Origin of the sequence: Chitinophaga qingshengii, from assembly GCF_014529935.1 — a bacterium.
In the GTDB taxonomy this organism is placed as follows: Bacteria; Bacteroidota; Bacteroidia; order Chitinophagales; family Chitinophagaceae; genus Chitinophaga; species Chitinophaga qingshengii.
This window is the reverse complement of the sequence record NZ_JACVFC010000001.1, coordinates 676,866-703,466: the sequence shown is the minus strand read 5'-3', so window position 1 is coordinate 703,466 and position 26,601 is coordinate 676,866. Positions and strand designations below refer to the sequence as shown.

Genomic DNA, 26,601 nt, shown 5'->3' with positions numbered 1-26,601 from the left:
ATGTATACAGAGCATACTATCATGAATACCCCTGAACAGGTCGTTGCACATTTACAGCCCGCCATCTGGGCAAAGGCTAATCGTTTGCATGTAGCCAAAATCATCAGTGAATTTGCCCATGAGCTGCTGTTGCAGCCGGAGTATACCGGCACTGCCGGTGAGTGGCTTCACTACCGGTTGCCGGCCTCTGATGCCGTGGGAGTGACCTATACTTTCCGCGCCCGTGTACTGTGTTTGAATCATTGGTCAGTGGATGCGGACAGTATCCGGAAAGTACGGAACGGGGAGGAGATGCCGCTGGACAGTATCCTGTTGATACAGGAGTTTCAAAGCCAGTTGAACATCAGCCAGGAGCACCTGCCAGGTTACCTGGAGGAGATCATCAGCACACTTAACGGCAGCGGCTATATGATGAGCCGACCGCAGTTGCCATTGCAGGAATTGGTGCGCTCCGGATATCAAACCATTGAACATGCCATGACTTCCGGTCACCCTTGTTTTGTGGCCAATAACGGGCGTATTGGTTTTGATGCGAACGATTACCGCCAATATGCGCCCGAGGCTGACCGGCCCATTCAACTGATCTGGCTGGCCGGCCACAAAAGCCGTACGGCCTACAACGCGGTGGAAGAGTTACCTTATCGGCAGCTGATCGCTGCTGAGCTGGGAGCTGCTGTGCTGGCGGATTTTAATAGGAAACTTACCGACAAAGGTCTTTCGCCGGATGATTATTTTTTTATACCGGTACATCCCTGGCAGTGGTTTAATAAACTGGCTATTATCTGCGCACCGGACCTGGCTAACCAACACCTGGTGTGTTTGGGATACAGCCCCGATCAGTTTAATGTGCAGCAATCCATCCGCACGTTTTATAACCTCACGCACCCGGAGAAACACTATACTAAAACGGCCCTGTCTATTTTGAATATGGGCTTTGTACGCGGACTGACCCCTTATTACATGGACAGTACCCCGCCTGTTACTGAATGGATACGGCAATATGTGGGCGCTGATCCCTATCTCCGGCAGCAGGGCTTTACACTGCTGTGCGAAGTAGCGACCGTTGGTTACCGGAACTTTTATTATGAACCCTTTGGGAAGCAGGTGGCCTACAACAAGATGCTGGCAGGCTTGTGGCGGGAAAGCCCCGCTAAAGTGCTGCAACCCGGCCAGCAGTTGATGACCATGGCCGCCCTGCTGCATACTGATTTTGAGGGTAATGCCTTGTTGCCCGTACTGATTGAAGCCTCGGGGTTGTCCATACACGATTGGCTGGAGCGTTATCTGCGGGCTTACCTGACGCCATTGCTGCATTGTTTTTATGAACATGACCTGGTGTTTATGCCGCATGGAGAAAACCTGATCCTGGTATTGGAGAACCATGTACCGGTGAAGGCCATTATGAAAGACATTACGGAGGAGATAGGAGTGTTCCGCATGAATACAGACATCGCGGAGAAGGGACGGCGTATATGTGTTACCGTACCCGATGAGCTGCGTATACTCAGCATACTCACCGATGTATTTGATTGTTTCTTCCGGTTTTTGTCCAATATCCTGGTCACCCGCTGTGATTATGCAGAATCGGCCTTCTGGCAACAGGTGGCTGCCTGTGTATACGCCTACCAGGATGATCAGCCGCAGCATGCCGCCAAATTTGAGCAGTACGATATGTTCGCACCGGAATTTATTTTATCGTGCCTGAACCGCTTACAACTGCGCAATCACCAGCAAATGGTGGATCTGGCAGACCCCGCCGGCAGTCTGCAACTGGCAGGAATGTTACAGAACCCGATCGCTCCTTTTAAACGTGCCGCTCCGGTGGCTGGCCGCCGTCTACCGGGCAGAGAGTTGGAATGCCCTACGGCAACAAACACATAAAAAACCATTGATCCATTTAAACCTTCAACATGAAAAACGTAACGTTGGAAACAGCTAATACTGCGGTAGCCGGGAAAGATACGTTTATCGCCCCGCCTGCCGCTCCATTGATCGTAGATATCACCGCGCGGGAATCTGCTGCTATGTATTTTATCGCGCAGAAACTGATCCGGGAATATGGCAGCTACGAAAACCCTGCCTTCATAGATACACTTCACCTGAATGCCTACCAGTTGTTGCCGGAACGTATTACACGCATACTTAGCCACTTTGGGGCCGATTATTCCGCTGCCCAATATGGCGCAATTGTTTTCCGGGGATTGATACAGGTTGACCAGGATGAGCTGGGGCCAACACCCGCCAGTTGGAAGGAAATGGATGATACCAAATTACAGGCGTATGGATTTATCAGTAGCCTGTTGCATGGTGCAACACCCAGCAAACCGGTACAGTATTATGCGCAGCGTAAAGGTGGCGGGTTATTGCATGCGATCATACCAGAGGAAAAAATGAGCCATACCCAGACAGGCAGCGGTTCCCGGACCGACCTGTTTGTACATACGGAAGATGCTTTCCTTTTTCATCAGGCTGATTTTCTCAGTTTCCTGTTTGTCAGGAACGAAGAACAGGTACCCTCCATGCTGTATTCCATCCGCTCTCATGGTGCTACCGACGAGGTGATGAAACCTTTGTTCCAGCCACTGTTTAAATGCCCGAAAGACGCCAATTACACAGAGGACGCCGCTGCCGGAGAGGAGGTGACCACCGCCGTATTGTATGGTAATGAGGTGTACCCGTTTATTCGTTTTGATGCGGCGGAACAGCTGTACAACCCACAGGCCGGCCAGAGCGCAGCGGCCATACATTATCTCGAAACATTCTGGGCGGAAGCCCGGACACATATCTACCGCGACTTTGTGCCGGAAGCCGGGGACCTTATTTTCGTCAACAATCATCTTTGCGCACATGGCAGAAATGCTTTTGTGGCGGGTTATAGAGAAGAAAGAGGCGTCATGGTACCCTGCGAACGCAGAATGATGTTGCGGATGATGAGTAAGGTGAGTTTGATCAATATCCGGGCGGTTACCAAAACGGATGACCCTTATTTTATTATGGAGGAGCATTATGGCAGTATCGCCCGTTAATCACCATCTAAAAAAACAGATATGCATACAGACCAGATTACCTTGGCTACTCCTGTTCAACCCAACAACAGGGGCGGAAAATTACTGAAAGACATCTTTTATGAAGAAACGGCCGGTGGGTATCAGCAGGCCATAGATAAGGCCAGGGATGCTGTGCTGGGTTTTCTGCGCGATACAGAACAACCCTTTAGCGGCATCCGTCCTGCGGTGATCCGCGAGGCCGTTTACAGTACTGATCTGAACCGACCGCTGGCGGATTATGACGCGCTGCTGGCAGAGGTGCATGCGCTATATATCCGCCATGCTACCGCTTTCCATCTGCCCCAATACATCGCGCACCTCAATTGCCCGGTGGTAATACCCGCCCTGGCGGCTGAGGTGATCATCAGTGCGATCAATTCTTCGCAGGATACCTACGATCAAAGTGCCGGTGGTACGTTTATCGAAAGAAGGCTGATAGACTGGACGGCTAACGAGATCGGCTACACGAACGCAGACGGCGTATTTACCGCCGGTGGCTCCCAATCCAACCTGATGGGATTACTCCTGGCCCGGGACTACTTCGCCCTGCAGGTGTTAGGACATGATGTTAAACGGGACGGACTATCAGAACAGGCCCGCCGGTTCAGAATTTTTGTATCTGATAAAGCGCACTTCAGCAATGAAAAAAATACCTGGCTGCTGGGATTGGGGGAGCAGGCCATGGTGAAGGTAAAAACAGATAGCCGTTTCCGTATGGATGTGGCAGCCCTTAAATCTGCCGTAGAAGAGGCATTGGCGCAGGGTAATATCCCTATCGCGATTGTGGCCACTGCCGGTACAACGGATTTTGGCAACATAGATCCGCTGGAACCCATTGCAGATATTGCATCGGCGTATAACCTTTGGATGCATGTGGATGCTGCCTATGGCTGCGGGTTGTTGTTATCTGATAAATACCGGCATCTGCTGGGTGGAATAGAACGGGCGGATTCTGTGACGGTGGATTATCATAAGTCTTTCTTTCAGCCTATCAGCAGCAGCGCTTTCCTCGTGAAAGATAAATCCACGCTGCAACTGGTGAAACACCATGCCGACTATCTGAATCCGCCGGAACAGGATTACGATGAACTGCCGGCGCAGATCAATAAGTCCATTACCCAGAGCACCCGCCGCTTTGATGCGCTGAAACTTTGGTGTACGCTGCGGTTGATGGGGAAACAGAAGCTGGGCATATACACGGATATGATGATTGATACTGCCGCCGCTACAGCGGCCTTATTACAACAGGACCCCGATTTTGACCTGCTGAGTAGTTCAGACCTGGGCGTGCTGGTATTTCGATTCCGGCCGGCGGGCATAGATACGGACTTGTCGGCGCTGAATCTCCGGATTAAACAATCGTTGTTTTTTGAGGGTACGTATATTTTGGCCAGTACTAAAGTGGAAGGGGAGTTCTACCTGAAATTTACAATCCTTAACCCGGTTACTACGTTATCGCATATACGTGAAATACTGGAAGCCATTAAATCCACAGGGTATACTGCTGGTTGAGAGAGGTAACATTGTTCCCGGAATAATTGTTCCGGGAACAATGTTGGTGGAGCTGTTATCTGGCGGCCAGTCCGGCTGTTGCCCAATATTTTTTGGGTAAATATATTTTCCCGGTTTGCGGATCAATATTGAACTGAATATCAGGATCTGATACTGTTACCAGGTTGTCGTCTTCATCCCAGTGTATTTTTTTGCTGCATTCCAACAGGACTTTCGTATCCGTTTCGCTTTGTTTCAACAACAGCCGGCTACCGCCATCTGCGGTTTTCTCTACTTCATAAACCGGGTATACGATTGCTGGTTTGGTCGTAGGATATTTGCTGGGGCCGGCCGCCATCGGTGGTGTGCCGTATGCGCTATTACTGAATTCTGATAAACTAACCTTCATGATCTCTTCCGCTTTTTCCGTCAATTGCCCCGGCTCCGCTTTTTTTAGCTCAAATTTTTTAACGAGCTTCAAATCGGCGTCGTACACGCTATGCGTGTTTTCCCTGCTAAAGATGATGACATAAAATGCCGGGTCCCGATCTATTGCGTAGGTTTTTTCTATCACCAGGGGTTTGTCCACAGGCTCGCTGCCCCCGGCTTTATACAACACCTGGTATTTTTCGAACACGCCTTTCATGATTGGTTTAAAAGTCTCGTCATTCTCTGCGATGAGCGCATAACCATCTTCTCCAAACTTGCGCATGGGTGGTGGTGGTAATGGTGGCGGCGGAATCGGATTGCCTTTGGAGTCTTTAATCACCTTATATGCAGGCGCCGGTGGTGCCGGTGGTGGAGGTGGCATATATTTGGCGACAATATATTTCCCTACATTCTTATAATCATAATAATCTCCTTTCGGTTGCAGGATTTTGTTGCCTGCTTCACTGCGGAGATATTTTTTGCCTTTATCCTCGATAGCGGTATAGGAGATCTTGTTGACCGTTACCTCTTCCGGAACGATATAGCCAAACGTCTGTATCTGGCCGGTTTGGGCGTTCGCAATCACATCTTTTATTTTATCGTCAAAGTTGTACAGCGCGATTTCATGGTTGCCAGGGAGCAGCCTGCAGCGTCCATGAATAGGTTTTACGACCTCATTGCCGGTAGTATCCGTAATACCAAACTTACCATCGATACGGAACGGGTACAGTTTGTCCTGGGCAAACGCACTGCTGCTGGCTGCCAGCAGTAATACGGTGATTAGTTTTTGCATACTCGGGTATGTTGTGGATTGATTGATGGGTTAAACATGTGGGCGAAAATACAGTTTTTTCCGACATCAAGTGTCCACGGGCGAAAGTGTTAAGGAAAGCTGACCGGCTTATAGCCGAGGATATACTGTATCCTGGTTGTTGCCGGTGCAGGCTGCGACAAAGCGCCGAAATCCAGCTGGTAGGCAATGGAGCCTGCTGCTTCGGTATGAATGCTTTCCACGCTTAGCAGCTCCCCGTTTATCTTGCTCCCCGTGTATTGGGGGTTATCATGGAAGCGCCAGGTGACCAGTTTTATGACGCTTCCGGCCGCAGGCTGGCCGCCTTTTAACAGGGACTGACGGGCGCTGTCGTTGCCGTACAAGGCAGACATGGTTTCCTGTCCGGGATGCAGGGAGGAGGCAATAAAGTTGAGCCCCCCGGCATCGAATACAATACGGGCGTTACCGTTAGAAGCGGGTTTTTGCCGGCAGGCGGTGAACAAGACGGTGGTCAGCAATAGCAACAGTATACGGTTCATCTGGAAAGGATTTTATCGGTTAAAGAAGGTGGGTTTACTTTCATGGGTACATCGAAGAGGTAGCCGGTAGCTGCCGACAGCTGGCGATGACAGCCAATGCAGGACTGTTGCGCAAACAAAGCATCCTTGCCGGTGGGTTTTAACTGCGGCCCGCTGAATTTGGCGAAACCCCAGCCTTCGGTGGTTTTGTATTTTTGTGCGTCCTTTTCCATGAACTGCGCGTTGACAAATTCGCCGGGCCTTATCTCGCCATTAGGCTGCGTTTCCTGCTTCCATACAGCTTTCACCACAATGGCGCCATCAGGCCATGGAAAGAAATTTTCTTCCCGCACGGCTTTTACCGCGATATCATTACCATAGATCACCCGGATGGAATGGTCGAACAGGGTACTCATACTGATGACAGGCCATTGTTTAAATGCATCCGTGTATTGAACGCCATTGGGAGATACGGGCGCGGTGGGCCTGGGGCCGCCGGTTACCGGCTGCGCATCATGATGACCGGTATCTTCTCCCGAAAGGGACAGCGTATATTTTTTCACTACCGCAATATCACGATCGGAGATTTTAGCCTCCGGATGCAGCAGCAGATACTCAGGCAACGGCATTTTGCCGGCTTGCAGCATATTCAATATAGCATACATTTTACCGGTATGATCGGCAGGGGAGAGTTTATTCCATTCGGAGAAGTTCATCACTTCCCGGGCGCGTTCTACATCTTTTTTGACGGCCCAGGCGGCGGGCGCCAGTTTATCGAACCAGCTTAAATGCTGCTCGTTGGAATGGCAGTTATAGCAGGACCTCTGCAGGATGGCCAGTACTTCTTCGGGCACTCCTTCCATATGGCCGGTGACCGGTTTAGAGGCGATGGGTTGGGTAAACAGCTGCAGCACCAGCAATACGGCTACCAGCGCAGCGGGTACTATATAAATGCGTTTTCTTTTCATGTGGGTGGATGTTTAGGTTACCATACTACTTTAGATGCCTGAATCACTTTGCCGCTGGTTTTCTCCTGTACAAAGGCGATGATTTCCCAGTCATTTTTCTGAAAATCGTCCGGCAGTTTCAGGGACAGGGCGCCCTGTTCTTTCATCTCCTGCTGTTGCAGCTGACGGACGATCTGTACATGGGACAGCTGTCTGCCGGCATTTTCCCCCGCTACTACCCGTGAACCGGCACTTTTCTGCACCAGGGCCATCAGCATCTGCGCTTTTTTAGGGGCAGCGCCACCGGACCAGGATACCGTTATTTCACGGGCGTGTTGTTCGGCTTTTAAAGACAAAGGAGTAGTGGTAGCGGTTTGCAGGGCGTTTTGAATGGAACCGAATACGGCCCCTTCATCCGAGCCGATCATTTGGGTGGTGCCGTTAACGATCAGTTGCGGCGTGTAGATGTTGGGAAGCCTTAACCAGCGGGAGTATTGTTGTTGCCGTTCGCTGAAGGTGTGTTGACTGAAGCGGTCTTTCCAGCCCTGATGGTCCCAGTAGTCCACATGAAAAGCCATGATGTAAAGCTGTTTGCCGGCGCTCTGTTGGAGTTGAGCGATGATTTCATCTGCCGGCGGGCAACTGGAGCATCCTTCGGAGGTAAAGAGTTCCACCACGGCAAAGCCGGGGGCAGGGTTATCCTGTTGAATAGCTTTCAGCGTATGTTGGGTGTTAATGGTTTTAAAAGCTACGCTGGCGGCCAGGGCGAGTGGGAGGCTGATATAGCAGGCGAGTTCTTTAAGCGGTTTCATGATGATTGTTTTAAGCGGAGGGCTTGCGCCCTCCGGGTATTATATAAGATGGGTAGTGACAGCGATGTTCCCATGGACGGCCTTGGAATAAGGGCAGGTTTGATGGGCCAGGTCTACCAGCTGTTGCGCCAGTTCGGGGGCGATGCCCGGCAGCTGCACCTGGAGGCGGGCTTGCAGGAAAAAGGCGCCGTCGGTCATGCCGAGGTCCACTTCCGCATCTACCAGGGTGTCCTTCGGCAAAGCTGTTCCCAGGGTTTTGGCTGCCAGTCCCAATGCGCCGATATAACAGGCGGACCATCCGGCGGCGAAAAGTTGTTCGGGATTGGTGCCGGCGCCGCTGGTACCGGGAGGGGAGAGTAAAATATCGAGTTTACCGTCGTTGCTTTGGGCTTTGCCTTCCCGGCCGCCGGTGGTGCGGGTTTTAGCGGTATATAATACTTTTTCGATAGTGGTGGAAGTGTGGCTGTTCATTGTTTTAGGTTTTTTATTGATATTTTGTTGTCCTGTGGGCAACGATTACAGTACAAATAGAACACAAACGGCAGGAAGGGCATAGGAGAAACATGCTGAATCCGGCATCCCGGCAGTTGAAACAGACAATTCGGACCTTGATGGGGAGTGCATGTTAAACGGCTATGGTAGCGGTCTTGTCCACGTCGGCAGCATTATTGCCCGGTTCAGGGGCGGAAATGTCCGGCCGGGCCATCGGAACAGCGGCTTTCCCGCCAGTATATATACCTTTGCGAATGAATAAAACAACCGCGATGCAACAGCCGCCGGCGTTTAAGATATCCAACCGGATGATATGGTTAAGTTCCCTTTCCCTGGGGATATTGACGGCTATACCCAAAATAGCCGACCATCATTTTGTATTGTATGAAGCGCTGGTGGATGCCGGGGTAACAGCTTCCTTTTCCCTGCTGATATGGTACTACAACGTATATACGTTACCGGCATATACCGCGAAGCGTGGGGGTAGCGGTTTTGGAACTAAGCGGTTGCTGCGGAACCTGGCCGTGGGCCTGGTGCTGATGTTCCTGCTATCGTGTATCCAGCAGTATCTGTTGTCTCATCTGAACTTCGGGCCGGTGATGCTGATGTTTGAAGTAAGGGGTATATTGATCAACCTGACCTTCTACCTGTTCATACACCTGTTGTACCAGGGATATCTTAACCAGCAGGTGTCGCTGGAACTGGAGCGTACTACCTCTGCTAACCTGTGGGCACAGTATGAACTGCTGAAACAGCAGGTCAATCCGCATTTCCTGTTCAATAGCCTGAATACGCTGAAGTACATGGTGGAAAGTAATGACCGGCAGGCCATCGACTTTATTCTGAAGTTGTCGGATTTTTACCGCTATACGCTGGAAAGCCGGAAGCTGCAGCTGATACCGCTTTCGGAAGAACTGGAAATACTCGGTGCCTATATGTATTTATTAAAAGCCCGGTTTGAAAATGGTATCGAACTAAAAATAGACATAGCGGCAGAAGTGTATTCCTCCAGGATACCCCCTTTTACGCTGCAGCTGCTGGTTGAAAACTGTATCAAACACAATATTGTTTCGCTGGATAAACCATTATTTATCGATCTTTATTCCAACGGGACAGCGATTGTGGTGGAGAACAATATCCAACTAAAAAGGGTGCCGGAATCCTCCACTGGAATAGGTTTGGAGAATATCAACCAGCGATATCAGCATTTGTTGGAAAAAGATATAGTCATTGACGTTACCGCTGAAAAGTTTACGATTAAATTACCGGTTATATATGAACGCGCTGATCATTGAAGATGAAATAAAAGCTGCCAGGTCGCTGGAGAACCTGATCACAAAGTTGCGCCCTTCGGTGAGCGTAAAGGCTAAGTTACAAAGTGTGGAAGCGGCGATCAGCTATTTATCTGATAACGGCATGCCGGAATTGATTTTCATGGATATTCAGTTATCGGACGGACTTTGTTTTGACATTTTTAAGTCGGTGAAGATCACCTGCCCGGTTATTTTCTGTACGGCTTATGGGGAATACGCGCTGGAGGCCATCAAAGCCAACGGGGTGGACTATCTGCTGAAGCCTTTCTCTGAAGATGATCTCCGGGCCGCCTTTGAAAAGGTAGAGGGGTTCCGGAATTTCTTTCAGCAGCATACCGGCAACGGATTAGAAGACCTGATCCGGAAAATCAGTGTAGATGAAGGTAAGAAGAGTTTCCTGGTATTTAAAAACAACAAATACCTGACGGTGCCCACCGATCAGATAGCCTATATCTATATTAAATACACTTCCCCGGCTATCGTTACTTTTAAGGGAGAAGAGTATATCATTAACCAATCGCTGGACCAGGTACAAAACCAGTTGTCGGCCCGGCAGTTCTATCGCTTAAACCGCCAATACCTGATCAATTTTACCGCCATCCGGGAGGTGGAGCACTATTTTGCCCGGAAGTTACTGGTGAGTTTACAGGTGGCTACCCCGGAGAAATTGCTGATAGGGAAGGAGAAGACAGCCTTGTTTTTACAATGGCTGGAGGAAAGATAGGCTGCTTTATAGCTGGTATCTGTCGCAAAAAGCATGAAAGGGTACGCGAATTCGTCACCCTGAGGGTCTTTATATGTCCCTGGCTGCCGGAGCTACCTTTCTTCCACCGTTCTCAAAACTATATCTTGTCCATGACTGGATTTTAGTGTAAATTCATTTATACGTATTATTTTCTATTACCCCCTTAGGCATAAAACCCTTTTGTATGGACCGGCAGCCGCTACTTTTGCTAACGACAAAAACGATGTATGCTACATATGCGACAGCCCGGCCCATACCGCCAAAAGGCTATACCATGAACCCTCCTGTTGTAGCAAAAGACTTCGAAAAATTTGATTCCGTATTGTTTAGTCGCTGGTACGAGTTTAATGGGCAGGGCCAACTGGTAAAGGGGGTAGACTATAATAAGCGATACCGTCTGCACCTGGAAGAGGATGTATGTTGAAGCACTGAAAACAACTAGCAAACGAATGATAAGAGAAATAGCCAGCAAGTAATTTTGCCTGTGAAGGACAGCCGGCCGGCGTTTTACCTTGCGCCGGCAATGGAAATCCCTGCTTTGTCAACTATAGCAACAAACTGTCACAGCAACAGGCAGGGACCTTCGTAATTTTAGGTTAACGTTTTTGATGATGTATGTTTAGCCCGGGTATTCCATTACTTTGGGCTTTTTTGCTGTTTGACGGCGGCAGTACTGACCAATTTAGAGAATGTATGATTATAACGATATAAGGCAACGATACTCATCACTTTAAAATAACCAGACACCATCAGCTTAGCCCTTAGCGATTGGTAAGATCTATACTATAGAATGCTTTTATCTTTCTCTTCACTTTTAAATTCAAATTGTTATGTTAAATCGACAGTATGCAATGATCACCATCCCTGGTGACGTTAAAATCAGTGACTTTAGTGCCACCGTTCAAACAAATACCGTTAACTGGGCACAGGAGTTTAATTTATCTCCCGTTTACAAGCCTTTGAAATGGTATAATCATGCCCGCTTTGGATTGCAGGCAGCCCGCGAATATCCTTTTGCCAGCCTGGAGCACATAACATTAGCCGGAGAGTTGCTGACATGGCTCTTTACCGTAGATGACAGCTGTGACAGGGGATCGGAAAATAAAGCGCTGGCGTGGGAAATGACCACCCAATTGGATGTACTCATCGATATTCTGGAAGGGAAGTTTTACGAAGGCAATGGACATCTGGAGTTGGCATTGGTCAATATACTTAACAAGTTTCAGGTTATCAGCCACGACAGGCCTTTTCTTTACTGGCAGTTCTGCACCCATGTGGCGGACTATCTGAGGGAGTGTAAACTGGAGACTAAAATGCAGCTCCTGCAACATCAGATGAGTATTGAAGATTACTATCGTGAACGGCCTTTTACAGGATTCTACATTATGTTTCCTTTGGTTGCCATGTTTTCGGGACTCAGAATTCCCAAACGCGTATATACGCATCCGGTAGTTAAGAGCCTTGAGTTGGAGTTAAATTTGTTGGGCTGTTTGTCCAATGACCTGCATTCTATTGGTCGGGAGGCAGCGCTGGAAGAAGCCGGATTTAATCTGATTCTGATTTCAAAGCGGGAAAACAACCTTACGCTCGATGATGCCGTTAGTTTTGTGACCGATGAGCATACACGGCATTTGGAGATATTTGAGAAAACCCGCGCTGTACTTCCTGATTTCGGAGAAAGTATCAATAAAGACCTGGCGGTATATATAGCAGGTTTATATCAGATAGTAAGGGGGTATGATGATTGGGCGGTACTCGATACGGGACGTTACAGTTGAGATTACATGATTGCCCGATAGGGCAAATGTTTAGCCAGTGCCAAACACAATTCACCAAAATCGATTGGCTTTTTTAAGAATCCGGCCGCACCGAGCGCTATAGCATGACTTTCCGTAAATGACTCGCTGGCACTAACAATTAAAACGGGGATGCTTTTTAAAGTGGGATGTTGTTTCATTCTCTTTAAAAGCATCTCCCCTGATAGTCCAGGCATATTTAAATCTGCAATGACCAGGTTGGGGCTTTCTGCTTCAATACTTGTAATAGCACTATCTTCATTTTCATCTCTAAAAAGTTTGGCATCGATCCCCCATTTTTTTAGGAAACGCATTACCCATCCGGCTCCCATTTGATCATCTTCAAACAGCAGTACTTTAGATTTCCAGAAAATGTTTTTCCCGTCTGCCACTTTATTTAGCTGGATGACCGGTTTTACCCCGGCTTCGTAGGGCAATTTTACAAAGAGGGTCGTCAACTCCGGATCAGGTGTGGGTACAATGGATATTTCCCCACCCAGTACCTCTACCAGGTGTTTGGTAATGGCCAGTCCCAGCCCACTGCTGGAGTCGCCTTCACTCTTGCCTACGAAACGTTCAAACACAGCACGGGCAATCTTTGGATCAATTTTACCGGTATTAGTTATTTCAAGTGTCCACCATTCACCGGTCTTCTTCAGGGTTACCCGTACCACGGTATTGTTGGTGGAATATTTAATGCTATTTGATAACAGGTTGTTGAAGATCTTGGTGAGGATCATCCGGTCGCTGTAGATGGCCTGTTTCAGGGAATCTTCAATACTGAGTTCTATTTTGATCCCTTTAGGGCTGGCCAGATAGGAGTGGGCGGCGATAGTAGAATTGACCAGGCCAAACAGGGAAAAATCTTCTTTATTGATTTCGATGAACTTCCCGCTTTCGATTTTGGCAATTTCCAGCACATGATTAATGATGTTGCGGGTAAGCGCCGTGGAAGTGTATAGCTGATCTGCCATTTCGGCGCCGTTGGGCAATTGGTATTCTTCACATGAATCATCTTCCATAGTGGACAGCTTGTCTTTCTTTAACAGAAACACCTGAGCGATGCTGTATACCACATTTAAGGGGGTTCTTACTTCATGAAATACTTCAGAAAGATAGGCTGTCTTCCTTTCCGATGCCATCTGCAGTCGGCGGGATTCGATCAATAAGCCATTTATTTGAGTGGCATAAGAAGTTAAAACACCTAAAATAAAAACTAGCAGCGCAATACTCGTAGCCCAGCGCATAACAGCCGTTACGCTTTTGCTGAGTTCCAGCGGGGTGATAAATCGCAGGTAAGAATTCAGGATAATATAGATGACCATCAGGCCACATCCTATTATCCCATAGAGGAGGATCTTCGTTTTTTTATACAGTACGAAAGACGATGTTAAATGAAATGTTATGACCGTCATAAACACCAATAACATCTCTATAGAAATACCTTCGCCTAATATTGTAGACCAGTAACCAATGAAAATTACATTCGTAATCAGCATCAGTAGATTGGCATTGAAAAACTGTTTCCTGTTATTCAGGAAAATCACTCCCAAAAAACAAAGGGCTTCCACAGGAACCCCCAGAAAAAACAAACTACGCTTAAGCGAGTAGAAATATCCTCCAACGCCAACAACCAGTAAAAACAAAACGAGCGCCATTACATTTAATTGGCTGGTGGATCGTTTTTCCACTTCTCTCTCGTCACCGTCAACACTTATTGCCATTGGTTTTAACAACATTTGCCGGGTTACATCCGCCATTGTAATATGTTCTGGTTTCATGTTTTGGATATATTGAGGGCCTTAATAAGAACAGGCTGAACTAGCTCCTTGCTGCACGTAAAAGTAGGTGTTTTTCAAAGGACTTAGCTTCAGTTTTGGGTTCAGTAATCAGGGTGCGATCTTTTGTGGGTAAGATAAATAAAATTATCGGATTTCTAATGTAAATTACCCGCAAAAGTGATTGTTCCATATTTTCTAATCCACTATCAAACATGAAAACGCCTTTGAGCCAACATCCCTTGCATCCACGTATGCAGGCTGCCCAACCATTTTTTGACAACAACTTCACGCCTTATTTTTCCGATCATATTCCCGGCGCCTGGCAGATTACCAGTTATCAGGATGTAGTGGCTGTATTGAGCGATTATGCCACTTTCTCCAGTGAGTACATTCCCAAAACTGATGACAACGTATTCACCCGTAACCTGAATGTTACCGATCCTCCTAAACACAAGCACCTGCGGGCATTAGCCACCAAGGCCTTTTCGCCTGCCATCATTGCAGAATCTGAAGGATGGATCCGGCGGCAGTGCGAGGAGTTATTGCAGCCACACCTGGCCTCGGGGTCTATCGAGTTTGTACGCGATTTCGCATTACAACTACCGCACCGTGTAATTTCCCGGTTGTTAGGGGTGCCGGATGCAAATGTTGAACAGGTAAAACAATGGATCATCGCCGTTGCCGGAGATCCGCGGGTGATTGGTGTGGAGATCTTTGGCCGGTCTATGCAGGAGATGAGCATCTTTTTCTCGGAGCTGATCAAACAACGTACGGCACAACCGGAAGCCGACCTGATTTCCCAGCTGATTTTTTCAGAAGTGGAAGGCAGCCGCCTGGAAACGATGGACGTGATTGCCATGTGTGTCGCCATTTTCCTGGGAGGATATGAAACCACTAAAAGTTCCCTGGCCAACGCCTTGTATATTTTTGCGCAGATGCCCGACATACAGGAACACCTGGCCAAACATCCGGAAGATGTGCCAAAGGCAGTAACGGAAGCGTTGCGGGTGTTATCACCGGTGAAAGGATTTCCAAGAATAGCTGCGAAGGATACGATGGTTTCCTCCGCAGCCATTAAAAAAGGTGACCTGGTGAATGTCTCTGTCAGCACGGCTAATAAAGATGAATCGGTATTCGCTCATCCGGACGCTTTTGATATGGACCGTCCCAACCTGAACCAGGCGCTGAGTTTCGGGCATGGTATCCATTATTGCCTGGGAGCGCCTTTGGCGAGAGTGGAGACCCGCATTGCATTTGAAACGATTTTCAGTCATGCGCGGGTAAGGCTGGCTACCCCTGCCGCACCGGAACCAGAGATCAGTGCCCTGGTATACAGTTTAAAAAGTTTACCGTTGGCATTAGACAAGATCTAGGGCTACATGGCCGTATTCAAAGTGATAGCGGGCGGTTTCCCGGTAACTCCAATCCATATTGCCGCGGAGGATGGCGCCCAGTATACGTACATATTTCCTGACGGCAGCGTCGTGGATACCAAAAGCCGGTAGCTGGGCAGACAGCTGCTCGAACTGGCGCATTTCCTGGTCGTGCAGCTCCGCTGCCTGCAGAATGGCAGCTTCCAGCGGGAGCTGTCTTTCTGCTTTCATCACCAACACCATGTTGTGCTGGTCGCCATGGTCCAGTTCCTTCGACAAAGAAAACAGATCATTGGCCCAGCATACCAGGTTACGGGCCAGTACCACCAGCTGCATCACAGCCGGATGCTGAAGGATGTCTGCCGGCAGCGATATCTCTTCAATTACTTCAATCATGTCGGTACTCACATGTGCTGCGCCGAGATATTGCCTTCTCTTATAAAACTCAGCTACAGACGGGAGGTTACCGGATTGTACGTTGCCGTACTCCCATAGCCCGGCGGCAAACATTTTATGCAGGCTGTCCACAAAACGTTGTTGCCATTCGGCGTTGCTCATCGCTTTAAAACGAATCCATACATCCGCTAAAGCAGCCATAACACCGGTTTCACCGCTTTCCGGCGGTTGCGGGTTGGCCAGAATCTGTTTGCAGGCGCCCACAAACATTTCAAAATTCATCCGGGACTGTATCAGCTCATCGCGGTCAATCTGGTTGTCCATGGCGTCGTCCATGACAAACAACAGTACGTTGGCATCGTTGGCAAGTTTTAGCTGATCCGGTCCGCATTCCGGATAAAACCTGGCGGTCATCATACCGAAGTTGTCGTCCAGGTATTTTTCGTAACTGTTATCGCTATGCAGCGCAAATCTCTTTACCCACGCATTGGTGTGGTCGATGGCATGTTGGTAGTGTGGATTAATCGCTGGCTCGATAGGACAGTAAAGGAGAGGGAGCATAATTGCATTCATATCACATATTTTAACAATATAATATACACCTAATCTGTAGCAATATTAAAATGTTTATCCGCGGACGGTTATCACTCTTCGTTTTCCATTACGATGTTGCTGGACAGGAATGGCAGCAGCGCATGATAGAGTTGTTCCAGCATAATGGGCTTGGACAGGAAGCCGTCGCCTTTGGCCCTGGCAGCCGCGATGTCGGCGGTATTTGTATTTCCACTGATGAAAATTACGGGTACATGACGCAGCAGGGCTTCTTTACGGATCTTTTCCAGCAGGGCCATACCGGATATTTCAGGCAGATAATAATCGAGCAGGATCACATCGGGTGTCACCTCCCTGGCTTTTTCCAGCGCTTCGCCGGAAGTGGCGGCAAAAGCGGCATTACATCCCAGCCGTTTTAATTGCAGCTCAGCCAGGAGCCTGTTGGCAGGGTCGTCGTCCACACAAAGCACGGCAGCGCCACCAAATTTTTCAAACGCAGCCGGTTGCTGCGATGGGGTTTGTTGGCTGGGATCGGCCACCATGGGAATACAGAGGCGGAAAGTGCTGCCGCTGCCCACTACACTGGTAGCGGTGAGCGTGCCACCCAGCGTTTCGGCTATCTTCCGGGAGATAGGCAGTCCCAGCCCGGTGCCCTCGCCCGGCTTGGACCCGGTGATATATAAATCGAATACTTTTTCCAGCTCAGCTGCGGGAATACCTTTGCCTTCATCGCTGACTTCCAGGATGAACTGTTGTTCGCCGGCCCTGGCGGTAACGGTAATAGTGCCACCGGCATGGGAGAACTTGATGGCGTTGGTGAGCAGGTTGCTGAGTATCCTCGTGAGCAGGGCGGCGTCGGAAACGATCCGGCCGGGGATACCGGCCAGCTTCAGTTGCAGCGGAACCGGCGATACGTACTGATAACAGTCCAGCTGCTGGTAAAGCCACTGCCTGACAGAGAATGCTGCCAGTTCGGGAACGTCGTAAATACCAGCCTCAATACGGGCAGTGTCCAGCACCACATTGGTCATATCCAGCATATTCCGCGAAGAGGCGTACAGGGCACGGATCACATCGGTGGATACCTGTATCTGCCCGGGCATACCTTCGTCTTCCGCCTGTAATACCAGCTCCCGCGCCAGCCCATAGATAGGATTGAGCTGGGTTCGGTAGTCGTGCGACAACGAATTAAGATAGGTGGTTTTATAGCGGTTGGCCTGGTCCAGTGCCAGGGTCCGTTCTTCTACCAGTGTTTCCAGTTCCCGGCTGCTTTTGTTCACCGCCCTTTCATAGAAATAGAGCAGCAGGGCATTCATGAGCAGTACGGCGCCTGCTGCAAAAAAATACACCAGCCGGCTATGACTGTTGCTTAGCTGCAGTGGTTCAACCAGATTACTATACCAGATTATTTTCAGGGCTACCGTTACCGCCAGTACGAAACTGATGGCGGACCATTTATACCCCCTGGATTTGATGATCAGCAGAGCGGCGCCACAGAGAAAAACGGCCAGGGCTTCTATGTTGATAGCTGGTCCCAGCAGGGCGCCATAATACATGGCACTGAAGGACTGCAGCAAAAAGATCGTTAACAGCGCGGTGTTGGTTTTACCGGCTTTATTGAACAGGGGCACACTCAGGTAAATCAGCGCCATGGCATAACCTACACCGGATATACGTATTTCATGCATGGCATGCCACAATGCGGTTGATATCAGCAAACACAGGAAGGAGGTGAGTAAAGCCAGGGAATTAAGCATGATGATCACCCGCTTGCTGTTTAATGGAAGTGGTGCACCATCCGTACCAAGGAATGGAAGAGTTTTCAGCAGGCGCCAGAATCTACGCATACAATTCGTTGTGGGTTTTTGCCAGGACAAAATTTTCCGTTGAGGGTCTTCATTGCAAAGATGCCTATACTTAGCAGGATATCAGTATGCTATCTGACACCTGGTTTTCTGACAGTCGTACATCGTTGTAGTAAGTCTTGGCTTAAAGGTACAAAATTGATAAAATTATCTTATGTTATTTATTTAGAGAGAAGATAATCGTTTACAGGATAAGTTTTGGGGGAGATGTCCGACGGGGAGCCGGTTTTACCTGATGGCTGATAGAAATGCCGGCATCGCTTCCCTTAAAATGTAACTGTATATGTCGAAATTTTAAATATCTTTGCGCGCAATAATTTTAACCCATATCTCCATTGATCAGCTGCAACCCCTTTTGTCCATTCCAGCGCAACCCAATTAAATCGCGTCCGATAGTATGAACCAAATTCGAAGCCGACATGCCTGCTGCATTGTCATCTGCCTTGTACCTGAAAACAATGCCCACTGCTACCACCTGGGCCTCATGCACCATGTACCTCTTTCGCCACCGTCTGTAATAACATCGTATAGCCATTGAGGTAAGTACACTGTAACTGTTTAATTGTTTCCTTAAAAAATTCTCCGGAGGAACAGGTGACAGCAATAACGCTGTGAATAGATACCTGTTTCCCGTTAATTCACTGATTTGTATGAATATCCCTGCTATGATCCGCTATGGATGGTGTTATGTGTTGTGGTGTCTGCTATTGACCGCTTTGCCGGCAGCTGCCCAATTCACGGAATCTTCTTTTTACTCCATAACCGGCGCCACCGCACTTACCCGTGACCGGAACAATAATATTTATATGGTTTCCTATAACGACAGCGGACAGAAATTTTTAGTCTGGAAATACCCTGGCGGTAATGCAAATATGGCTACTATCATCTATGTAAGCCCGCAACGCCAATTGTCCGGGTACGATCTTTATCCCTGGGGGCTCGCGGTAAATTCCACGGGAGATGTTTTTGTAACCTCCACGCAAAGTGATGTCAACGGAGAAATACTGAAAATACCTTTTGACGGTACCAGTTACGGCAGTGCAGTCCGCATCAGAAATGGAGAGCAATACCTTTCCCTGGCCTTTGATCAGCAGGATAACCTGTTGACGATGGAGTTTGACATGATGGCGGGTAAAGCCAAACTCATGCGCTACCCGGCAAACGATTTGTCCGGTGCCGCTGGTCAGACTTTGGTCAATAATCTGGAGAACCAGTCGGAGGGAATTTATCCCTGGGGACTGGCGGTGGACAAGGATAATACGATTTATTACAACACAGGCCCCAACACAATGGGACAATCGTATCTCAAACAGTGGAAGAACGGGACCATTTCAACGATTATAAACGGAAACTTCACCGCGCTGGCGTGTGACGACTACGGTTCACTATATGCTATGGAGGTAAATATGGCGGGCAGCACGACAAATTCCTCGATACGCAAATTCACGTTTGGGAACAATACATCCGTGGATTGGATTTATGGCATGACGAAATCGAATACCTGGGATATGTATACCCTTGGGTTGACGGTCAACGGAAATGGCTCCAAAGTTTATTTTAACCAACAATTTCCCGCCGGGGTATCTCTGCTGACGGCGTCGCCGATAACGATCAAGGAAATGTCGGCACAGAATCCGACGCTGACCAATGCGCAGACAGTAAATTATAAAGTCGGCTTCAATGAAACCAGGGTGGATATGCCGGCGATCGATGCCTTCTCACTCATTACTACCGGAGGTATTACCGGCGCAGCCATCACCAAAGTTACCCGTGATTTCAGTAACTACAATTATTTCTATGTAGAAGTGAATACCGGTACCGGAGATGGCACACTCGCCCTGTCGATGTCCGGCGGAAGGCCGAACCCGGTTAACAATCCGGGTTTTAACGCACAGGTATATACGATCGATAAAACGGCGCCTGTGATAACATGGGTTACCAAACCGGCACTCACAACGACCAGTACCACCGCCGCTTTTGAAGTTAGCGTCAACGAAACGGGTAGTACGGTAACGGCTACACTGGATGGCGCCCCGGTAACGCTTGCCTCCGACGGTAAATGCCAGCTGACAGGCCTTTCTATGGGCCAGCATACTTTTGAAGTAACCGCCAAAGACGGGGCGGGCAATACGAAAACAGCGCAGTACCAATGGTCGGTCATAACGGCCATCACCAGTATAGGTGTACCCGGTAACAACTACTATGTAGCCGGCAGCTCCCTGAATTTTACCGTTACCTATTCATCGCCGGTGACCGTAAACGCCATACCACCCAATATCCCTTTGATACCCATAACGATCGGTAACATCACCCAGAACGCCTTTTACACGGCCGGCACCGGTACCAATACACTGGTATTTAGTTATACTGTACGGCTGGGAGACGAAGCGATGGATGGTATCGTACCAGGCTCCGCCATCGAGTTGAATAATGGAAATATCCTGGACCCCGGTAACCAGAGAGCCCAACTAACCCTGGACAATATGCCCGCTACTGGTGGCATCAAGGTACACACGGCGATACCTGCGGTGACGCTTACTTCCGCTGCGCCGGCAACCGTAAACGGGCCATTTACCGTGGATATAGCGTTTAGCGAAGATGTAACTGAACTGCTCGTGGAACAGATACTGGTGGGCGGCGCCACGCTCAGCAATTTTGTAAAGACGGATGCGCAGCACTATAAAGTACTGGTAACCCCCACTAAAGACGGAGGAATCAATATATCTGTTCCAACCAATGCGGTAAAGAACGTGGCGAACACCCCCAATAGTGTTTCCGGTCCGTTTTACCGTACGGCAGATATAACGGCGCCGCAGGTACTCCGGGTGGACGTTCCTGCGAATGGTTATTACAATGCCAACAGCGATCTCCTGTTTGATGTTGTTTTTAATGAAGCGGTGGCACTTAACACGACTGCGGGTATTCCTTATATTAATGTAACCGTTGGTTCGCAGATAAAACAAGCTGTTTATCAGTCCACCGTTTCACCCACCACTTTACGTTTCGGGTATAAAGTAGCCAGCGGCGACGATGACAATGACGGTATCAGCATAGGGACGATGAATCTCAATAACGCAACCATCCGCGATCTGGCAGGGAATATTGCCGATATAACGTTAAAGAATATAGGAAGTACGACCGGTGTTTTAGTGAATACTCAATTGCCAACCGTAACGCTTTCCATGAGCGGCCCCGTGAAAGTGAATAACGCTTTTACGGTAACGGCCACCTTCGGTGAAAAGGTGACAGGACTCCTCCTTAGTAGCATGGTGGTAAGCGGAAACGTCAGCCTTAGTAACCTGGCAACATCAGACAACATCACCTATACCTTCCTGGTTACTCCCGGCGTCCTGGATGGGGCATGCACCGTTTATATGCCTGCCGGCGCTGCGAAAAGTGCCCGTACCGGTAATGGTAACCAGGTGTCCAATACATTAAACTTTACCGTAGATGTTACACCGCCGGCGGTGAGCAGTGTGACGGCGCCTGTCAATAAAATCTATGGCATTGGAAAAGAACTGGCTTTCAGTGTTATTTTTTCTGAACCGGTAACCGTTACCGGTACGCCTTCCTTTGATCTGACGATAGGTGCAAAAACAGTACAGGCGAACTATACCAGCAGCACGAACGACAAAACACTGGTTTTCGTTTACACGGTGCAGGATGGTGATATTGACCTGGATGGCGTGACAGTAGGCCCCCGTATCAACCTGAATGGTGGCGCCATAAAAGATGAAGTGGGTAACGCCGCGCTGCTGGCATTGAATAATGTGGCCAGTACTACCGGTGTAAAAGTGGATACCAGGGGTGCGACCGTTACACTTCGTACCAGTGCTGTATCGCCGGTGGGTAGCGCCTTTACCGTCACCGCTGAGTTTTCCGAAAAGGTAAGTACATTGTCTGCTGCTGATTTTAGCGTGACTAACGGTAACATCAGTACGCCGCAAACCACAGATAATATCACCTTTACCGTTTTGGTAACCCCGGTTACGGACGGCACCGTCAGTATATCCCTGCCGGCCGGTAAGGTGACGAACGCTATCGGTAATGGTAACAATGCGTCTAATATATTAAGCCTGATATACGATACCAACCCGCCACAGACAACATCGGTGGTGGTGCCTGGTTCCAAAGCTTACGCAATTGGGCAGCAACTGAATTTCAAGGTTAGCTTCAACGAACCGGTCGTGGTAACCGGGACACCTACACTGCCGGTTACCATCGGCAGTAAAGCCGTACAGGCAACCTACCAGGGGGTAATAGGTGGAAATACCCTGTCTTTCACCTACGAGGTGCAACCCGGTGAGATGGCGCCCAACGGTATCCAGCTGTCTGGTCCTATCCAGCTGAATGGCAGTACTATCAAAGATGCCGCCGGCAACGCAGCTGATCTCACACTCCATAACATTCCATCCACTACAGGAATCATCGTTAATACCGGTACGCCGGAAGTAACATTGTCCGCCCCGGTTTACCTGACGAATAAAGCCTTTGAGGTAACGATCTCCTTTACCGAGCCTGTTGATAACCTCGATCTTAATAAGATCGTCGTAAGCACCGGTTCAGCCAGCAACCTGGTAAAAGTGGATGACAGGACTTACACGGCCACCATTACCCCGGGAACTGATGGCATAGGGAATGTGGTGGTGTCCGCAGGTGCAGCCATAAACAATGCCGGTACCGGCAACAAGGCTGCTGACCCCCTGCCTTATTTTTATGATGGCACCAGGCCATTCGTGATGGGCGTAACTGCACCGGCGCCGGGCAACTATAAAATCGGGGATGTGCTGACGTTTAAACTGAATTTCAATGAGAATGTCCGTGTATCCGGTACCCCCTTTCTGCCGGTGACGCTGGGAACAGCCCAGGTAAAAGCCGTTTATGCGGGTGGTTCCGGCATGGCTGATTTAACGTTCTCCTATACGGTACAACCCGGAGATATGGCCCCTGGTGGCATTGGGCTGACAAACCCTATCAACCTGGATGGCGGTACGATCATCGACCAGGCAGAGAACGATGCCAGACTGACGTTAAATGGTGTTCCTGCTACTGCCGGAATTAAGGTGTCCGGGCAGGAGCCTGCCGTCACACTCAGTACCAGTGCTTCATCGCCGGTAATGGGGGCCTTCACGGTAACGGCTATATTTTCTGAAAAGGTAACCGGGTTGACAGCCAGTGATTTTGTGGTCACCGGTGGTAATGCCGGTAGCCTGCAAACGGCGGACAATACTACCTATACGGTATTGATTACCCCAACAACGGAAGGTACCATCAGTATATCCCTGTCTGCCGGCAAGGCAATGAACAACGCCGGTAATGGCAACAAAGCCTCCAATGTTATCACCCTCCAGGCGGATATGACGCCGCCTACGGTAATACTGGCTACTGCCAGCCCGGCACGTACCAATACCTCGTTTATGGTACAGCTGACCTTCAATGAAGAGATGAAAAACTTCTCTGCTACCGCGTTACAGGTAAATAACGGTACTGCCGGACCATTACAAACAACAGATAACGTTCATTATAATACGCTGATCACACCTGTTGCCGACGGCAGTGTAACCGTACAGCTGCCGGCAGGCGCCGCATTCGATAAAGCAGGTAACGGTAACCAGGTTTCCAACAGCATCAGTGTGGTGTCTGATGCCACCGCACCGGTGATCGCTCAACAGGCAATCGAAGTATACGATAACAGTCCGGCGGGCGCCCTTGCCGGGCAGATGACTGCTACAGACGCTTCGGGCGTTATACAGGACTGGAAACTGGTGACAGACGGCTCCGGCGGCGCCTTATCGCTCGATGCCAACGGTCGTGTGACAGTAAAAGACAACGCCCTGCTACGGACCCTCGCCGGTAAAACCATTGCGCTGCGTGTAACCGTCAGCGACGGACTTAATACCAGTGTAGCCGCTACCGTTAGTGTGAAAGTGCTGGTTTCATTCGTCAACAAACCACCGGTAATGAACCCCGTGGCCGATGTACAGCTTTGCGCCACCACCGCTCCGCAAAAGATACAGCTCACCGGTGTATCACCGGTAGAGGCGGATCAGCACTATACTATCAAGGTAACCGCTAACCAGCCTTACTTCGATGTACTCACCGCTGATGTGGCCACCAACACTGTCCGTTATCAGCTGAAACCCGGCGTTAGCAGCGGTACGGCGGCTATCACCGTTACCCTGCAGGACGATGGCGGCACCGACAATGGTGGTAAAGACAGCTTCAGTCAAACCTTCTATCTCACGGTCAATCCGCTGCCGTTGATTACTATCAGCAGCGATAAAGGCAATGCGGTTTCCAAAGGCGACCTGGTGACGCTGACGGCCGAAGGCGCCATAGCGTATAGCTGGGCACCCGCTGCCGGCGTGACCGGAGAGCTGCAACAGGCTTCTCTCCGCGTAAGACCACAGGACAATGCTACCTATACCGTAACCGGTACCAACGCTGCAGGTTGCAGCGCCAGCGCTGCCATCACGATCGCGGCAACAACAGACTATAAGCTGGATGCTACCAATATGCTCACACCTAACGGTGACGGTATCAACGACCGCTGGGTGATCCGCAACCTGGACAGCTACCCGGACAACGAGGTGAAAATATTTGACCGTTCCGGCAGAATAGTATACCAGCGCCGTAACTACAGCAATGACTGGGATGGCACGCTGAATGGCCATCCGCTGGCAGAAGGTACCTATTATTATGTGCTCACCGTCAATGGCAGCACCCGTGTATGGAAAGGATTCATCACCATTATCCGGGCCGATCAATAACCTTATTAACCTGATTTATGAAGCGTATATTTTTATCCCTGACAAAGTGTATAAGCCTGCTGCTATTAACCATAGCAGCAGGTAACGCCGCCGCACAAACGCTTAGTGATGTGCCGGCGTTATTGGAACCTTCCGGGACCCAATATTTTCAGAATGCTTACCTGGCGAACGCTGCAATGGCTGGTATAGATACCGGCCTGCATATAAACGCCGCCTACCGCCGCCAGGCGAAACAAATGACCGGCGCGCCGGAAACCCGTTTCCTTACGGTAGATGGACTGTTGGGTAAAAGAGTGGGAGCGGGGCTGAACGTCATGAACGACGTAGCGGGATTAATCAACCGTACCCGGGTGGCCATGAGTTATGCTTATCATCTCCCGATTGGGAAAGAAGGACAACAGTTGCACTTCGGTCTCTCTCTGGCGATGAACTTCCAGCGGCTGGACCTGTCGCATCTGAACGGCGACCCCAACGATCCCACTGTGGGAGCATTTAACCGCCGCGATAACTATTTTGAAGGGGAATACGGTATGGCCTATACGAACGGAGCATTGACCGTGCAGGCAGCTTTGCCGAATATCAGGAGCATGTTCACCAATGATAAGACCGTGAATGGCGGTACTATCTTTTATTCCGCTGCGGAATATAGGTTTGCATTTGAAGGAGCCCTGGAAAGCATCACGCCCAAAGTGTGTTACCGGGGGGTACGGGGGTACAACAATATCCTGGATATTGGCGTAAATGCCGCCTTCCTGGATAACGTACTCAACGTAATGGCGTTGTACCACAGCTCCCGCAGCTTTACTGCCGGGTTTGGCGTGGATGTGAAAAAGACCGTTCTGATACAGGCGTTATATCATGCTCAAACAGGCGGTTACAACACTTATAACAATGGCACCTACGAAATAGGAGCAGGTATTCATCTGTTTAAATAGTCTTTTTCTGTACGCCATGGGTGAGCACCTCCAGCAAAACATTGATCACCTCATTGGTGTAATAGTACCGGACGGCTATCGGGTCCTGCAAGCCGGGTGGGGGCGTAATACGGGCTGACTTCATTTCTTCACGGTCTGAAGCAATGCTATAGTAAGCGTAAAGTTCCGTGATGCCCTGCTCGGGAACCGTAGAGGCGTAACCGGTAACACCTATTCCCCAATGTGATGAAAAAAAGGAACAGCAATTTTCAGCAAGTGTGCGGGCTGTTTGAGGGGATACGCAGTTGGACTGTTCGCCGTGAATCGGGTCCAAACCCAGATGCCGTGCCTTTTGGCCGAGATTATAGGCAGTGATGCCGCCCTGGAAATATTCCGCTGCTTTGTCCGCGGATGAAAACGCCACCTGTAAGATGCCGGCGGTCACGCTTTCAGCTACCGCCAGTGACTGCCGGCGGTTGATCAGGATAGCCCTGATTTGGTTAACGCTGTCAAGATTGATTGTACTCATAACAGTTGCCTGTTTCTAATCCCGTGCCAGCGTTTGGCACGGCGTTTACAGCAGGTCGT

The 26,601-nt window shown here is 49.4% G+C and carries 19 protein-coding genes; 10 read left to right on the top strand and 9 right to left on the bottom strand.

The features are described 5' to 3' along the window. From ICL07_RS02495 to ICL07_RS02485, 3 genes are read left to right on the top strand one after another with little or no spacing between them, the layout of a single operon-like run. Positions 1-1,881: an IucA/IucC family protein gene (locus ICL07_RS02495; RefSeq protein WP_246484962.1), complete on the top strand. Its 1,881-nt coding sequence runs from the start codon at positions 1-3 to the stop codon at positions 1,879-1,881. Between the two features lie 29 nt (positions 1,882-1,910). Beyond that, positions 1,911-3,026, top strand: a complete 1,116-nt coding sequence (locus ICL07_RS02490) for a Fe(II)-2OG oxygenase family protein (protein ID WP_188086366.1) — start codon at positions 1,911-1,913, stop codon at positions 3,024-3,026. Positions 3,027-3,047: 21 nt separating this feature from the next. Next, positions 3,048-4,559, top strand: a complete 1,512-nt coding sequence (locus tag ICL07_RS02485) for a pyridoxal phosphate-dependent decarboxylase family protein (protein ID WP_188086365.1) — start codon at positions 3,048-3,050, stop codon at positions 4,557-4,559. 55 nt (positions 4,560-4,614) lie between these two features. Here ICL07_RS02485 and ICL07_RS02480 read toward each other — a convergent pair whose 3' ends face one another. The 5 genes from ICL07_RS02480 to ICL07_RS02460 form a co-directional block, all read right to left on the bottom strand. Then, complete coding sequence (locus ICL07_RS02480; RefSeq protein WP_188086364.1) at positions 4,615-5,760, bottom strand: hypothetical protein; 1,146 nt, start codon at positions 5,758-5,760, stop codon at positions 4,615-4,617. Positions 5,761-5,849: 89 nt separating this feature from the next. Then, positions 5,850-6,278 carry a hypothetical protein gene (locus tag ICL07_RS02475; protein WP_188086363.1) on the bottom strand — a complete coding sequence of 143 codons (429 nt, stop codon included), beginning with the start codon at positions 6,276-6,278 and terminating at the stop codon, positions 5,850-5,852. Then, a complete protein-coding gene (locus ICL07_RS02470) occupies positions 6,275-7,225 on the bottom strand; it encodes a heme-binding domain-containing protein (RefSeq protein ID WP_188086362.1) in 951 nt (316 codons plus the stop codon). The genes ICL07_RS02475 and ICL07_RS02470 overlap by 4 nt, the downstream gene beginning before the upstream one ends. 17 nt (positions 7,226-7,242) lie before the next feature. Beyond that, positions 7,243-8,016 (bottom strand): DUF1223 domain-containing protein, encoded by a 774-nt coding sequence (locus tag ICL07_RS02465; RefSeq protein ID WP_188086361.1) that lies wholly within the window; start codon positions 8,014-8,016, stop codon positions 7,243-7,245. Positions 8,017-8,055: 39 nt separating this feature from the next. Beyond that, a complete protein-coding gene (locus ICL07_RS02460; RefSeq protein WP_188086360.1) occupies positions 8,056-8,487 on the bottom strand; it encodes an organic hydroperoxide resistance protein in 432 nt (143 codons plus the stop codon). Positions 8,488-8,762: 275 nt separating this feature from the next. On the opposite strand from ICL07_RS02460, the gene ICL07_RS02455 reads away from it, so the two are divergent. From ICL07_RS02455 to ICL07_RS02440, 4 genes are all read left to right on the top strand, one after another. Then, positions 8,763-9,803, top strand: coding sequence for a sensor histidine kinase (locus ICL07_RS02455; protein WP_246484961.1), 1,041 nt, complete (start codon positions 8,763-8,765; stop codon positions 9,801-9,803). Next, a complete protein-coding gene (locus tag ICL07_RS02450) occupies positions 9,784-10,545 on the top strand; it encodes a LytR/AlgR family response regulator transcription factor (protein ID WP_188086359.1) in 762 nt (253 codons plus the stop codon). The genes ICL07_RS02455 and ICL07_RS02450 overlap by 20 nt, the downstream gene beginning before the upstream one ends. A 295-nt stretch (positions 10,546-10,840) precedes the next feature. Further along, complete coding sequence (locus ICL07_RS02445) at positions 10,841-10,990, top strand: hypothetical protein (protein ID WP_188086358.1); 150 nt, start codon at positions 10,841-10,843, stop codon at positions 10,988-10,990. A gap of 406 nt (positions 10,991-11,396) precedes the next feature. Beyond that, complete coding sequence (locus ICL07_RS02440; protein ID WP_188086357.1) at positions 11,397-12,344, top strand: terpene synthase family protein; 948 nt, start codon at positions 11,397-11,399, stop codon at positions 12,342-12,344. A gap of 2 nt (positions 12,345-12,346) precedes the next feature. Here ICL07_RS02440 and ICL07_RS02435 read toward each other — a convergent pair whose 3' ends face one another. Next, positions 12,347-14,143 (bottom strand): hybrid sensor histidine kinase/response regulator, encoded by a 1,797-nt coding sequence (locus tag ICL07_RS02435; RefSeq protein WP_188086356.1) that lies wholly within the window; start codon positions 14,141-14,143, stop codon positions 12,347-12,349. A gap of 212 nt (positions 14,144-14,355) precedes the next feature. Here ICL07_RS02435 and ICL07_RS02430 point away from each other — a divergent pair, with 212 nt between their 5' ends. Beyond that, on the top strand, positions 14,356-15,516 hold the full coding sequence (locus ICL07_RS02430) for a cytochrome P450 (RefSeq protein WP_188086355.1): 1,161 nt from the start codon (positions 14,356-14,358) through the stop codon (positions 15,514-15,516). Here ICL07_RS02430 and ICL07_RS02425 read toward each other — a convergent pair. Together ICL07_RS02425 and ICL07_RS02420 are read right to left on the bottom strand one after the other, a co-directional pair. Then, entirely contained in the window at positions 15,502-16,485 is a 984-nt protein-coding gene (locus ICL07_RS02425; protein ID WP_188086354.1) for a terpene synthase family protein, read from the bottom strand. The two genes, ICL07_RS02430 and ICL07_RS02425, sit on opposite strands and share 15 nt — an antisense overlap. A gap of 71 nt (positions 16,486-16,556) precedes the next feature. Then, positions 16,557-18,311, bottom strand: a complete 1,755-nt coding sequence (locus ICL07_RS02420; protein ID WP_188086353.1) for a hybrid sensor histidine kinase/response regulator — start codon at positions 18,309-18,311, stop codon at positions 16,557-16,559. 668 nt (positions 18,312-18,979) lie between these two features. Here ICL07_RS02420 and ICL07_RS02415 point away from each other — a divergent pair. Further along, positions 18,980-25,099, top strand: a complete 6,120-nt coding sequence (locus tag ICL07_RS02415) for an Ig-like domain-containing protein (RefSeq protein ID WP_188086352.1) — start codon at positions 18,980-18,982, stop codon at positions 25,097-25,099. A gap of 17 nt (positions 25,100-25,116) precedes the next feature. Beyond that, positions 25,117-26,034, top strand: a complete 918-nt coding sequence (locus tag ICL07_RS02410; protein WP_188086351.1) for a PorP/SprF family type IX secretion system membrane protein — start codon at positions 25,117-25,119, stop codon at positions 26,032-26,034. Here ICL07_RS02410 and ICL07_RS02405 read toward each other — a convergent pair. Next, on the bottom strand, positions 26,027-26,542 hold the full coding sequence (locus tag ICL07_RS02405) for a CinA family protein (RefSeq protein WP_188086350.1): 516 nt from the start codon (positions 26,540-26,542) through the stop codon (positions 26,027-26,029). The two genes, ICL07_RS02410 and ICL07_RS02405, sit on opposite strands and share 8 nt — an antisense overlap. Positions 26,543-26,601 lie beyond the last annotated feature (59 nt).

Excerpts from the sequence above, each read along its gene's own strand:
- ICL07_RS02435 (WP_188086356.1), bottom strand. The coding sequence starts at position 14,143 with ATGAAACCAGAACATATTACAATGGCGGATGTAACCCGGCAAATGTTG.
- ICL07_RS02470 (WP_188086362.1), bottom strand. The coding sequence starts at position 7,225 with ATGAAAAGAAAACGCATTTATATAGTACCCGCTGCGCTGGTAGCCGTA.
- ICL07_RS02485 (WP_188086365.1), top strand. The coding sequence starts at position 3,048 with ATGCATACAGACCAGATTACCTTGGCTACTCCTGTTCAACCCAACAAC.
- ICL07_RS02490 (WP_188086366.1), top strand. The coding sequence starts at position 1,911 with ATGAAAAACGTAACGTTGGAAACAGCTAATACTGCGGTAGCCGGGAAA.
- ICL07_RS02415 (WP_188086352.1), top strand. The coding sequence starts at position 18,980 with ATGAATATCCCTGCTATGATCCGCTATGGATGGTGTTATGTGTTGTGG.
- ICL07_RS02440 (WP_188086357.1), top strand. The coding sequence starts at position 11,397 with ATGTTAAATCGACAGTATGCAATGATCACCATCCCTGGTGACGTTAAA.
- ICL07_RS02430 (WP_188086355.1), top strand. The coding sequence starts at position 14,356 with ATGAAAACGCCTTTGAGCCAACATCCCTTGCATCCACGTATGCAGGCT.
- ICL07_RS02450 (WP_188086359.1), top strand. The coding sequence starts at position 9,784 with ATGAACGCGCTGATCATTGAAGATGAAATAAAAGCTGCCAGGTCGCTG.
- ICL07_RS02475 (WP_188086363.1), bottom strand. The coding sequence starts at position 6,278 with ATGAACCGTATACTGTTGCTATTGCTGACCACCGTCTTGTTCACCGCC.
- ICL07_RS02480 (WP_188086364.1), bottom strand. The coding sequence starts at position 5,760 with ATGCAAAAACTAATCACCGTATTACTGCTGGCAGCCAGCAGCAGTGCG.
- ICL07_RS02455 (WP_246484961.1), top strand. The coding sequence starts at position 8,763 with ATGAATAAAACAACCGCGATGCAACAGCCGCCGGCGTTTAAGATATCC.
- ICL07_RS02460 (WP_188086360.1), bottom strand. The coding sequence starts at position 8,487 with ATGAACAGCCACACTTCCACCACTATCGAAAAAGTATTATATACCGCT.
- ICL07_RS02425 (WP_188086354.1), bottom strand. The coding sequence starts at position 16,485 with ATGAATGCAATTATGCTCCCTCTCCTTTACTGTCCTATCGAGCCAGCG.
- ICL07_RS02410 (WP_188086351.1), top strand. The coding sequence starts at position 25,117 with ATGAAGCGTATATTTTTATCCCTGACAAAGTGTATAAGCCTGCTGCTA.
- ICL07_RS02405 (WP_188086350.1), bottom strand. The coding sequence starts at position 26,542 with ATGAGTACAATCAATCTTGACAGCGTTAACCAAATCAGGGCTATCCTG.
- ICL07_RS02495 (WP_246484962.1), top strand. The coding sequence starts at position 1 with ATGTATACAGAGCATACTATCATGAATACCCCTGAACAGGTCGTTGCA.
- ICL07_RS02445 (WP_188086358.1), top strand. The coding sequence starts at position 10,841 with ATGAACCCTCCTGTTGTAGCAAAAGACTTCGAAAAATTTGATTCCGTA.
- ICL07_RS02420 (WP_188086353.1), bottom strand. The coding sequence starts at position 18,311 with ATGCGTAGATTCTGGCGCCTGCTGAAAACTCTTCCATTCCTTGGTACG.
- ICL07_RS02465 (WP_188086361.1), bottom strand. The coding sequence starts at position 8,016 with ATGAAACCGCTTAAAGAACTCGCCTGCTATATCAGCCTCCCACTCGCC.